The organism is Mucilaginibacter xinganensis (genome assembly GCF_002257585.1).
Lineage (GTDB): Bacteria > Bacteroidota > Bacteroidia > Sphingobacteriales > Sphingobacteriaceae > Mucilaginibacter > Mucilaginibacter xinganensis.
In genome coordinates, this window is the sequence record NZ_CP022743.1 from 4179187 (window position 1) to 4191023 (window position 11837).

Annotated in this window: 13 protein-coding genes; 3 read left to right on the top strand and 10 right to left on the bottom strand. The window is 44.1% G+C overall.

Translation table 11 applies throughout. The features are described 5' to 3' along the window. Window positions 1-98 precede the first annotated feature (98 nt). The 3 genes from MuYL_RS18320 to MuYL_RS18330 are packed head-to-tail and all read right to left on the bottom strand — an operon-like array spanning window position 99 to window position 2916. Window positions 99-650: a shikimate kinase gene (locus MuYL_RS18320; protein ID WP_094573023.1), complete on the bottom strand. Its 552-nt coding sequence runs from the start codon at window positions 648-650 to the stop codon at window positions 99-101. A gap of 38 nt (window positions 651-688) precedes the next feature. Continuing rightward, on the bottom strand, window positions 689-1747 hold the full coding sequence (locus MuYL_RS18325; RefSeq protein WP_094571934.1) for an ABC transporter permease: 1059 nt from the start codon (window positions 1745-1747) through the stop codon (window positions 689-691). Between the two features lie 5 nt (window positions 1748-1752). After that, complete coding sequence (locus MuYL_RS18330; protein ID WP_094573024.1) at window positions 1753-2916, bottom strand: BT_3928 family protein; 1164 nt, start codon at window positions 2914-2916, stop codon at window positions 1753-1755. 81 nt (window positions 2917-2997) lie between these two features. Here MuYL_RS18330 and folP point away from each other — a divergent pair, with 81 nt between their 5' ends. Beyond that, on the top strand, window positions 2998-3849 hold the full coding sequence (gene folP, locus MuYL_RS18335) for a dihydropteroate synthase (protein ID WP_094571935.1): 852 nt from the start codon (window positions 2998-3000) through the stop codon (window positions 3847-3849). Window positions 3850-3861: 12 nt separating this feature from the next. Here the strand turns inward: folP and MuYL_RS18340 are convergent, their stop codons facing one another. Further along, the gene (locus MuYL_RS18340; RefSeq protein ID WP_094571936.1) at window positions 3862-4269 is read right to left on the bottom strand and encodes a hypothetical protein; all 408 of its coding nucleotides are present in this window, start codon (window positions 4267-4269) and stop codon (window positions 3862-3864) included. A gap of 15 nt (window positions 4270-4284) precedes the next feature. Beyond that, window positions 4285-4686, bottom strand: coding sequence for a hypothetical protein (locus tag MuYL_RS18345; RefSeq protein ID WP_094571937.1), 402 nt, complete (start codon window positions 4684-4686; stop codon window positions 4285-4287). A 157-nt stretch (window positions 4687-4843) separates the two neighbouring features. Here MuYL_RS18345 and MuYL_RS18350 point away from each other — a divergent pair, with 157 nt between their 5' ends. Further along, the gene (locus MuYL_RS18350) at window positions 4844-5329 is read left to right on the top strand and encodes a hypothetical protein (RefSeq protein WP_094571938.1); all 486 of its coding nucleotides are present in this window, start codon (window positions 4844-4846) and stop codon (window positions 5327-5329) included. A 198-nt stretch (window positions 5330-5527) separates the two neighbouring features. Here the strand turns inward: MuYL_RS18350 and MuYL_RS18355 are convergent, their stop codons facing one another. From MuYL_RS18355 to recJ, 4 genes are all read right to left on the bottom strand, one after another. After that, window positions 5528-5953 (bottom strand): transposase, encoded by a 426-nt coding sequence (locus MuYL_RS18355; protein ID WP_211710311.1) that lies wholly within the window; start codon window positions 5951-5953, stop codon window positions 5528-5530. Window positions 5954-6079: 126 nt separating this feature from the next. Continuing rightward, entirely contained in the window at window positions 6080-7600 is a 1521-nt protein-coding gene (locus MuYL_RS18360; protein ID WP_094571939.1) for a GH3 auxin-responsive promoter family protein, read from the bottom strand. A 134-nt stretch (window positions 7601-7734) separates the two neighbouring features. After that, window positions 7735-8511 carry an LPS export ABC transporter ATP-binding protein gene (gene lptB, locus MuYL_RS18365; protein WP_094571940.1) on the bottom strand — a complete coding sequence of 259 codons (777 nt, stop codon included), beginning with the start codon at window positions 8509-8511 and terminating at the stop codon, window positions 7735-7737. Window positions 8512-8629: 118 nt separating this feature from the next. Further along, window positions 8630-10333 (bottom strand): single-stranded-DNA-specific exonuclease RecJ, encoded by a 1704-nt coding sequence (gene recJ / locus MuYL_RS18370; RefSeq protein WP_094571941.1) that lies wholly within the window; start codon window positions 10331-10333, stop codon window positions 8630-8632. 226 nt (window positions 10334-10559) lie between these two features. Between recJ and MuYL_RS18375 the strand changes: the two genes are divergently transcribed. Beyond that, window positions 10560-11330 (top strand): MBL fold metallo-hydrolase, encoded by a 771-nt coding sequence (locus MuYL_RS18375; protein ID WP_094571942.1) that lies wholly within the window; start codon window positions 10560-10562, stop codon window positions 11328-11330. Here MuYL_RS18375 and MuYL_RS18380 read toward each other — a convergent pair. Continuing rightward, complete coding sequence (locus MuYL_RS18380) at window positions 11327-11746, bottom strand: response regulator (protein ID WP_094571943.1); 420 nt, start codon at window positions 11744-11746, stop codon at window positions 11327-11329. The two genes, MuYL_RS18375 and MuYL_RS18380, sit on opposite strands and share 4 nt — an antisense overlap. Between the last annotated feature and the right edge of the window lie 91 nt (window positions 11747-11837).

Genomic DNA, 11837 nt, shown 5'->3' on the forward strand with positions numbered 1-11837 from the left:
ACATCGGGCAGTTTTAAGTAAGCAACTCTCGGTTTTTTAACGCGTTTCAAAAAAAACGATTACGGTTATTGCCATTTTAGATAATAGAATGGATATTACTAAATGGCCGTAGTGCTCAAGATTTCCGCAACCTTCTCTGCCGTTAAACTCAACCCGTTGGCAACAAAAGTTGCCTGCTTATAAAACGGTTCCCTTTCAATCAGTTTTTCGCTGATAAAAGCAATCAGTGCCTCGCCATGTTTCTCGCGCAGCAGGGGGCGTTTATTTTTTTCATGCTCCAGCCTGTCGGCCAAAGTTTTTGGGGAGAGTTGAATATACACCGATCTGCCGTGTGCATTTACCCACTGCATATTATCAAAAAAGCAGGGTAAGCCACCACCCGTTGAGACCACGGCATGTTCAGGGTATTCGGTTTGTTTTAAGACTTCAGATTCCAGCTTGCGGAAGGCGTCTTCGCCATGCGTGCTGAAATATTCGGCGATGGTCATCCCGGCCTGTGCTTCCATGATATGATCAAGATCCATGAACTCATATCCCAGCCTGGCTGCCAGCTTGCGCCCCAAAGTAGTTTTACCGCAACCCATAAAGCCGATCAGGAATATTAAGCCCAAGCCGTTATTAACTGTACTATTATCTTCTAAACTATTCATTTTTACTTTTTTTGACCATAGTCCATAGACCATGGACTTTAACTCAGCTTCACCCTCGGATCAACCCAAACATACAGCAGATCCACCAGGATATTTATCACCACAAAAATAAAAGCAATAAATAAGATGGAGCCCATTACTACCGGAAAATCCGACATTTCGAGCGCATCGACAGTGGTTTTCCCCAGGCCGTTATAACCGAATACATACTCCACAAAAAAAGAACCTGCCAGCAACGAGGCAAACCAATTAGCGATGGCGGTGATAACCGGGTTGAGCGCATTTTTTAAAGCATGGCGGTAAATAATGGCGTTATTACTTAGTCCCTTGGCTTTTGCCGTACGGATATAATCCTGCCCCAGCACATCCAGCATGGCATTACGGGTAAGCTGTACGATAATTGCCAGCGGACGCAGACCCAGCGTGACCATTGGCAGTATTAAATTTTTCCAACTGATCACTTCGCCTTTAAACGGATCGTAACTGTACAGGCTGCCTGACATATTTAAGCCGGTATATTTGCTCAGTTCAAAGCCGAAGATCCAGGCGATGATGATGCCTGCGAAAAATGACGGGGCCGACACCCCCAAAGTGGACAGGCCAACAGCCAGCTTATCTATCCAGGTATTTTGATTTACAGCGCTGATCACACCCAAAAAAACACCAATAATAATAGCGAAGATCATTGCGGTGGTGGCCAGCACCAGGGTATTTGGGATCACCTCCATCAGCAGCACCGCCACTTCTTTATGCGTTTGATAAGACCGGCGCAGGTAGGGCCATTTAAGGGCTAAAACTTTATCCCCGGGCACGCTAAACAGCCTTGCATAATGATAGCGCTGCTGCTCTTCCTTATTATCCAGGTGAACGCCTATGGGCGACAGGTCATTAATGTAATAAACGAACTGCATAGGCACCGACTTATCCAGCCCAAACTCCTTGCGGATAGCCTGCAGTGATTGAACATCAGCGCGCTGACCCTGGGTCATGCGGGCGGGGTCAACCGGTAAAATATTAAACAGGAAAAACACCACCACCACAACGCCAAGCATCACAGCAAGTCCGTACAATAGCTTTCTGATTAAGTAGCTGATCATCTGTTTTATTCCCGGAAATATTTTTTTACCAGGTCGTCATATTTGGGCATGGAATGGTAATGCCATTTATTCAGTATAGTGCCGTTTTTTAACAGCAGGACACCCGGGTTAGCGCGCATCATGGTTTTCAAGGGCACCTCATCGGCGTAAAAGATCTCGAACATTAAATGGTGCTGCTTACTGTATGCCTGTGCAAACTGGTGTGAATTTGAAGTAAGTAAAACCGTGCGCGTGTTAAAGTTTTGTACCAGGTTCACAGCCATCGCATTTAAGCGACCAATGGCATCATCATCTGTTTTCTTCAGGTCATAGGCCACTATAACCAGGTTATTATATGGGTTTGTTAAAATCTCTTTTGTGTAGTCATTCCCCTCGGCATCCTGGATAGCAAGGTCGCGGATCTTAGGCGTAAAACCTTTTTTTACCAGGCGGCTTTCCGGCTGGCCTATTACCTCCCAGTTATTATCTTTCCAGATATTGGTATTCAGGTACTCGGTATTGGTCATTACCTTTTTTTCGCCCGTCTTTTTGTTTTTCAGGTTGTAGGTAAGCTCGTACTCATCCGGTTTGGCACCGGGAGGGGTTGCCATTTCGGCCGGGATGTTTGCACCAACTTTATACGGCAGAAAATCAACAACCGGCGAAAAATTATAGGTATATAAGCCACAGCACAATGAAATTACGGTAGCGGCAATTAATAAATTATCGCCGGTTTTTGCGGCAAACAGCGGCTGAATATTTTTACGGTTAACAAAGATCAGGATGATCAGCAGCAACAATACCAGGTCTTTACTGAACGACTGCCACGGTGTAAGCGGTATAGCGTCGCCAAAACAGCCGCAGGTTTGCACCACCTGGAAATAGGCGGAGTAAAAAGTTAAAAACGCAAAAAAGACGATGAGCAGCAGCAATCCCCAGGCCACCGACACCGACCGTACCCCTATCAGCAAGGCAAACCCCAGGATAATTTCGAGTGCGCACAGCACTATTGACAGGGTAAGTGCAAATCCGTTTAAAAAGGTAATATGAAAAACCTCGAAATACTCCTCCAGCTTGTACGAAAAACCAAGCGGATCGTTAATTTTTACCAGGCCCGAAAAGATAAAAAGCAGGCCTACCAAAATGCGGGCAACCCATACTATTTGTGATGCAGATTTGTCGTTTTTCATTTTGTTATAAATGTTGTGGTTGTTGAAAAGGTTAACCAATTTTAACCGTTCAAAACTTTCACAACGTTTTCAACTTTTGGAATGGCTAAAGATACATTTTTTCGTAAAAAGGCAACTGTAAATGCAGGGGGTAAACTTATTGATTTAAGCGAACCTAAAGTGATGGGCATAATTAACCTTACACCCGATTCCTTTTATTCCGGCAGCCGCAAGCCTGGTACGGAAGCGGCCCTGCAACAGGCTGATAAAATGATAAATGAGGGAGCCGATTTCCTGGACCTTGGCGCTTACTCCTCGCGGCCCGGCGCTGATGATATTACCGAGCACGAGGAAACCGACCGCCTGCTGCCGGTTGTTGAAGCCATTGCGCGCCGGCTACCGGAAGCCATACTATCAATAGACACTTTCAGGGCAGGCGTTGCCGAGGCCGCTATTAAAGCCGGGGCACACATTATTAATGACATTAGCGGCGGCCAACTGGATGCCAATATGTTTGCAACTGTTGCCCATTTGCAGGTGCCTTACATTTTAATGCACATGAAAGGCAATCCAAAAATCATGCAGCAGCTGGCAGGCTACGACGACGTGTTCGCCGAAGTGTATGATTATTTTACAGAAAAGTATCAACAATTGCGACAGCTGGGGGTAAACGATGTAATTATTGATCCCGGTTTTGGATTTGCCAAAAAAGCGGAGCACAGCTATGCCCTGATGAGCAGGTTAGCGGAGTTTAACCTGCTGCAGCTGCCCATACTGGTTGGCATCTCGCGCAAAAAAATGATCTACGGCGAGCTTGGCATCACAGCCGCCGAAGCATTGAATGGGACAACGGCATTAAATACCATTGCTTTAACCCGTGGCGCAAATATATTGCGCGTGCACGATGTTAAAGAAGCAGTTGAAGCGGTAAAGATCTGGCAGCTGTGTCAATAAGCTAATGCCGGGTTATTTTTTTACATACACGTACGATGGTCCGTCTGCCGCACTGCTGCCTATAGTTAATGTGTCATTTTTGAGAAAAAGCACCTCGCCGCTGGTGTTGTGATCGTAATAAATAAGGTCGGGGGGTTCGGGGCCCTGTACAAAGGCATTGGGTACAATGTGAAATGTACCCTGGCTGGTTATATTATTGTTTTGATAGAAGGCATAAGTACTGTCGGCATTAAACTGCAGCATATTGCCATTACCCGGTGCAAAATTCCTGTCGGGCTGCAAACCGCCCCTAAGCACCCTGAGTTCCCAGCGTGCAAACAAGCTGTTGTTTGCGCTATTTTTCATTTTAGCGCCTGTTGATTCCTTTTTACAGGCAACCGCTATCAGGGCGGCGAAAAAAACACCTAAAAAAACTTTCATAGGTTATTGTATAATTTATTTCTGACGCAGGTACAGGGAGGTTACCCCATCTGCAAAAGTATTGCCGATAATGAGCGAATCGGGTTTTAAAATCATGAAATCCGGACCCTGATCAGGCCCTAAGTACAAAGCATCATACTTTATATCGCCCCAGGTAACACCATTTTTTACTATTTTAAAAGTGCCCTGGTTGTCCAGTTTAAAGTTGGTGAACCTTTTGTAGGTACTGTCGGCACTAAACTGTACCAGCTTACCATTTCCCTTTGGATATTCAATTGATACCCCTGCAAGGGTGCCTGAATAATGCCTTAACTCCCAGGTACCCATCAAGCCGGATGATGCCGACGGATTGAGTGTTCCTTTTTTACATCCTGCAACAGCGGCAGCAATGCAAATAATAAATAAAAATATTTTCATACCCGTTTAATTAACACTAATACGAAGCTATAAAACGCAACGCTACAGCACATTACAAAACATTTTCCATAACTTAAATAAAGCCAATTTAATTGCTTTTCAATTAAAATATTAAATAGTTTTATCTGCTGTATTAACAAGCATTACCGATGCTATAATGAGAACGATAAGAGCTGTAATTTCCGGTTGTTTATTTGGCGGCTTTATGGGCGGCTTTTTTGCCCTGCAATACGGTTTAGCATCCGGCGCAATAAACGGTCTGGTTACAGGCCTGCTTTTTGGTACGGGCATCTATTTCTTCATTACCTCAAAAATGATTGATAAGCAAACCCAAATTGTGGTTAATGCTGATGAGTCGATAGTACTTTCAGATGGTGCAAATCATTTTTTAAATGGTGAAGGGGTTGGCGGCAAATTATACCTTTTAAATGACAGGGTTCAATTTAAGTCGCACAGGTTCAATATCCAAAATCACGAATTTGAAATTGGCATAGCTGATGTGGAAGAGGTTCGGTTTTATAATATTTATGGCATTATCCCCGCCGGCCTGGAAATTAGAACAACTGCCGGGGGCAAAGAAAAATTTGTAATTCACGACAGGGATAAATGGAAAACTGCTATTGTGAGGATTAAGGGTGCATGATGATGCAGCGCACCTAATTTAGCTACTGAGCAGTTCAATTCACCTGCCATTTCATTGATTCGGCGGGACGCCGATTTATATCGGTCACCCGACTGGAGCCGGGCGACGGCGCTTCTTTTTTTTATTATCTACCAATCCGCAGTCGCCCGGCTCCAGTCGGGTGACCAATATCAGCAGGCCTCAGGCCTGCCATAAAAATTAACTTTCATCAACTTTAAATGGCGAATCCGGATTTGCGCTGCTATAAACATATGCACTTTCATCATTAACAGTCATTGATTCCACCGGGTTTCTATAAATATAGTCTACCTTTTGATCAAAAACGCCGTTACTGTACAATTCAATAGGGTGATTAGTTTTCTGCCAAAACTGGTATTCGCTATTTTGATTATGAAACTTTGCGAAGTATTTAAATAAATGCAACATCCACTCGCGTCTGCTTTCGGTTGGATTGTCAGTTATCATTTGGATGATACGTTTTGCTGTGTAGCTTTTTAAATCACGAATAATTGCAGGCAAATTTGACTCATCATTGGCAACTACCAAGTGGATATGGCTGCTCATTATGCAATAAGCATATACTTTTATTCCTTTGTTTTTTCTGCAATACTCCAGGTTATTTATAAACTCTTCGCAATAATCGTTCCTGGTACATCAATCCAGCCGACCACCGTCAGCGTAATAAAAACCGGATAGTATGTAATTGCTTTGCGTAGCTCTGACGTTTTTTTATTTCGGCGCGAAGTTTACCTACCCCACCAACTCCATCACTTTCAGGATCTCATCAATATATTCCCGGTTGTTGGCCAGGCGTGGTACTTTATGCTGACCGCCCAGTTTTCCTTTTTCCTTCATCCAGTTAAAGAAAGTACCTTCCGCAGCTTTGCGTACCAGTGGACGTCGCAGCGCCAGATCTTTGAAGCGCTTGGCGTCGTAGTCGGAATTAACGCGCCGCAGGGTTTCATCCAAAATATCCACAAAGCGCTCAAACTCGGCAGGTTTCTTTTCAAATTCAATCACCCACTCATGAGCGCCACATTCATCCCCATTAAAATAAACTGGGGCAGCCGTGTATTCGCGAATAACCGCGCCGGTTTGCAGGCAGGCTTCTTCCAGCGCGCGTTCGGCATTATCTATGATCAGTTCTTCGCCAAAAGCATTAATAAAGTGCTTGGTACGCCCGGTTATCTGGATCCGGAAAGGCGCCAAAGAAGTAAACTTGATGGTATCCCCTATCATATACCGCCAAAGGCCGGCATTGGTGCTGATGATGAGGGCATAGTTTTTATCAAGCTCCACTTCATCCAGGGTAAGGGTTTTGGGGTGTTCGTCGTGTAAATTCTCCAGGGGTAAAAACTCGTAAAAGATCCCGTAATCCAGCATCAGGAGCATTTCGCCGGGCTCGCGGGTGTCCTGGATACCAAAGAAACCTTCGGACGCATTGTAATTTTCCAGGTAGTACATATCGTCCTTGGGGATCAGTTTCTTAAACTGTTCGCGATAGGGCGTAAAATTTACCGCGCCGTGGAAATATAGTTCCAGGTTGGGCCACACTTCCAGCAGGTTATTTTTCCCGGTTATTTCCAGGATGCGCTTAAACAACAGGAGGTTCCAGGTGGGTACACCACTCAGGGTGGTTACGTTCACATCCTTGGTGGCATAGGCCATCTTTTCAATCTTCTCTTCAAAATCTTCCAGCAGGGCAATATCCATGTGCGGCGTGCGGTGCAATTCGGCCCAAAGCGGCAAATTTTTCATTAAAACTGCCGAGAGATCGCCAAAAGAGGTATCAGCGCTCAGCTGGCTTACCTTGTAGCTGCCGCCGAGGGTAAGGATCTTCCCGGTAAACATGCGGGCATTGGGGTTATTGTTAAAGTAGATAGTAAGCAGGTCCTTTCCGCCTTTAAAATGACATTCTTCCAGCGACTCCTCGCTTACGGGGATAAACTTACTGCGGTCGCTGGTAGTGCCTGACGATTTGGCGAACCAGCGGATCTCTGACGGCCAAAGCACATTCTGCTCGCCGCGCAGCATCCGCTCAATATAAGGTTTTAGTGTATCATAGGTTTGAATGGGCACCCGCTCTTTAAACTGCGCCAGGTGAACGATTGACTTATAATCATATTTACGCCCCCACTCGGTGCTTTCTGCGCCGGAGATCAATTGCTCAAACCATTCTTCCTGTACTTCATTGGGGTATTTCATAAAAAGCTCGATCTGGTGGATCCGCTTTTTCATAAACCAGGTAAAAACAGAGTTAAAAATGGTCATGTGGTGATGAGTGGTGAATAGTGAGTTGTGAGTGGTTATTGAATTATTGAATTATCGATTTTGTGAATTATTGATTAATAATATTTTAATATCAGATTATTTTTTTTGACTTCAAAAAAAGGCCCAACCATTCACTACTCTCCATTCTCTCCGCTCACCACCTTCTTAGCCTCAAAATTGAATACTTTTCTTTTTAACACAAAATTTGCCCCAAGGTAAACCTTACGCACCATCTCGTTAGCGGCCAGCACTTCAGGCACGCCTGATTCCAACAGTTTCCCTTCAAAAAGCAGGTAAGCCCTGTCAGTAATGGAAAGTGTTTCCTGCACATTGTGGTCAGTGATCAGGATGCCGATGTTACGGGTTTTCAACTTGGCAACCATTGCCTGGATCTCCTCTACGGCAATAGGATCAACCCCGGCAAAAGGTTCGTCAAGCAAAATAAAATTAGGTTCGGCAGCCAGTGCACGTGCAATTTCTGTACGCCTGCGCTCGCCTCCCGACAGCAGGTCGCCGCGGTTTCTGCGCACTTTGTGCAGGCTAAACTCATCTATCAGCTCTTCCAGCTTATCTTTCTGGCGGTCTTTGGGCATGGTACCCATTTCTAAAACGGCCTTTATATTATCTTCTACCGAAAGCTTCCTGAATACCGAAGCCTCCTGCGCCAGGTAGCCAATTCCTTTTTGTGCGCGGCGGTACATCGGGTCGCCGGTTATATCTTCATCATCCAGATAAATCTTTCCTTCGTTTGGCTTTATCAGCCCAACTATCATATAAAACGAGGTAGTTTTACCGGCACCGTTAGGCCCAAGCAATCCTACTATTTCGCCCTGCGAAACATTGAAGCTCACATCGTTTACAACGGTACGCTGCTTGTATCTTTTTAATATGTTCTCTGCTCTTAAATTCACCGGTTATACTGATTTATTTATGATTTTACCGCTGATTTCTATTAGAATTTCACCGGAGTTTTTTATTATACTGGTTTCCCTGCTATGAACCATTAACTATGAACCTTCCCATTAATCTCTACTCACTAAACCTGATTCCCTTTACATTCAATTGTATGGTCCTTTTTTCCTTCCAAACGTTTTCTTCAATGGTATAACACATATCAAAAGGCATATTTTTTTTCAGTTGCGGCAAATGTTCGCCCTGATTAAACGCAATGCAATCAAACATGGCGGAATCATCCTGCATCACCGTCATTTTTACGTGGTTAGTACCCACCATGGCCGCATAACCGCTAACATACACATTTTTACTTATGAATACCGGCGCCATATTTTCGGGCCCGAAAGGCGCAAACTGGTTCAGGATCCTGAAAAACTTTGGTTCCACCTGGTTTAAACGTATTTCTGCGTCAATCTGTATCTGCTGGATCAATTGTTCCGGTTTTATGGTAGCGCTTACCACCTCCTCAAACCTTGCTGCAAATGCCTCCACATTTTCGGGGTGCATGGTAAGCCCGGCGGCGTATTTATGCCCGCCAAACTGAATCAGCAGGTCGCTGCAGCCGCAAAGCGCTTCGTAAAGGTCGTATCCCAAAACAGAACGCGCCGAACCTGCCACATGGCCGTTGGAGCGGGTAAGCACAATAGTTGGGCGGTAATATTTTTCGGTAAGCCGCGATGCAACAATGCCGATAACACCTTTATGCCAGTTTTCATTAAATAAAACAGTTGATTTACGGCCAATTAGTACCTCATCGCTGTCTATCATTCCCAAAGCCTCGTCGGTTATAGAAAGGTCATGCCCCTTGCGCTCGGTGTTCCTTATATTAATCAACTCGCTTTTTTCTTTGGCCTCAATTTCTTCACTGGCAATCAGCAGTTCAACCGCGTGTTTGGCATCGTCAATGCGCCCGGCGGCATTAATACGGGGGCCCAATAGAAAAACAACATCCGATATGGTATAAAAAGTACCCCTGCCCGCAACCTCCATCAGCGTTTTTACACCCATACATGGATTGCTGTTTATCTTTTGCAGGCCAAGATGCGCAAGCACACGGTTTTCTCCTGTTATATGTACAATATCGCAGGCTATGCTAATAGCTACCAGGTCCAGGTAGCAATCCACCTCGCTAAAGGGGATATTATTTTTTTCGGCATACGCCTGGATCAGCTTAAAGCCAATGCCGCAGCCTGACAATTCTTTGAAAGGATATTGGCAATGGGCTTGTTTAGGATCGAGAATAGCTACGGCAGCAGGTAACTCATCGCCAGGCAGGTGATGATCGCAGATGATAAAATCAACACCCTTTGTGTTGGCGTAAGCTATTTTATCAACCGACTTGATGCCGCAGTCGAGCGCTATAATGAGAGAAAAGCCATGTTCATATGCATAGTCAATTCCTTTGGTCGAGATTCCATATCCTTCCAGGTAACGGTCAGGGATGTAATATTCAAGATTATGACAATACTTTTTAAAAAAGCTGTAAACCAGTGATACTGCGGTGGTACCATCAACATCATAATCACCGTACACCAGTATCTTTTCTCCGGCGGCTATTGCATCCTCTATCCGCAACACGGCCTGCTCCATACCTGCCATTAAAAAGGGATCGTGCAGGTGGCGGCTGTCGGGCCTGAAAAACAACCGGGCCTCATCATAGCTTTTAACCCCCCTGTTTATCAGCAGGGTACTTAAAACGGGATCAATATTTAACGCGGCAGCCAAACTCTTCACTTCATCTTCGTCAGCCTTAGCTCTTACAGCCCACCGTTTATTCATATCTTTGTAGCTTAAAAACGGTAAAGATAGAGATTAGGTTTAGAGATTAGAAGCCAGCGATTAGAGATTAGGAAAATTCATTATTTAATAATGAACAACGACCTTTGAACAATGAACCCCTGAGTGGAGCGGGCATTCTGAGTTGGCGACACATACAATTTCACCTCATCATTTGATATTCACCGTTGGATATTGGTTATTCAATTTGTAATTAAATAATATTTTAATGAAAATATTCACCCTGGGCGAAGGCTCATACTCTGTTGATGCTACTAAAAAGTTTATTCCTTTTAACCCAGAGACGGATAGTGCGAAAGACAGGCCCGCGTCATTATTTATTCATGTAAACCCTTTTTTGGTTCAAACGGATACCGATCTTATTCTTTTAGATACCGGCCTTGGTTATAAAGACACGCGCGATGAACTTTTTATCCATCAGCACATTCGCAACGCAGGTTTTGATCCTGACGAAGTGAGCCTTGTAATTATGTCGCACCTGCATTTTGACCATTCGGGCGGCCTTGTGGTTGAGCGCGGCGGCAAACTGGTTCCCAGCTTTCCGAAAGCGCACCACGTAATTCAAAAACAAGAATGGGAAAAAGGACTTTCGGGGAGTTCCTCATCCTATCACAAGGAAATTTTTGAGGCGTTGCAGGGAAATATTGAATTGACACTGGTTGAGGGAAGCGGTGAGTTTAAACCGGGTATAAGGTATGAGCATTCCGGGGGGCATGCACCGTTCCACATGGTAATATGGATTGAAAGTGAAGGTGATAAGTGTTTTTTTGGTGGCGATGAATTACCTGAACCTGAGCAATTGATAAGGAAATTTATAGCGAAGTATGACTACGACGGGCGAAAAGCGATGCAGCTTAGGGAAGAGTACGGAAAAATAGCAGCGGCAGAAGGATGGACTTGTTTATTTTATCACGCAAAATCGTTATGCGTTGGTAAAGTTACTTACAGTGATGATCATTTTATAGTTACTCCTGCTTAAGCCGGATCTTCAACTCTGAAAAGCTCAACTATTTTTTCAACGTTCAAAGGCTTTGAGATAAAATCTTTAACCAGCGGGTATGAGCGTGCTTTATTAATATCGTTACTGAATACCGATGACGAAATAATGTAAATTTTACATTTGCCCGCGGGATCAAGATTCAGCCGTTTAAATTCGTCCAAAAATTCCCATCCATTCATAATTGGCATATTAATGTCAAGTAAAATATAATCGGGAAATTTCTCGGGGCCACCTTTCTGAATCTCTACCAGTTGATCAATAGCATATTTACCGTTAAGGCACGCCATTATCTCTGTATTCATCAGCGCTTTTTTAATTAACTTGATAGAAATGAAGTTGTTTATTTCATCATCATCAACAAGCAATATACTAACGGATCTGCTATTAAACTCCATATAAATAAATTATGATAAACCTTATACGCATCAAAACTCCAAAGGTTATATTCCTTTTGTGAATAATTGTATAGGTTTTGTTAAAAAAAGT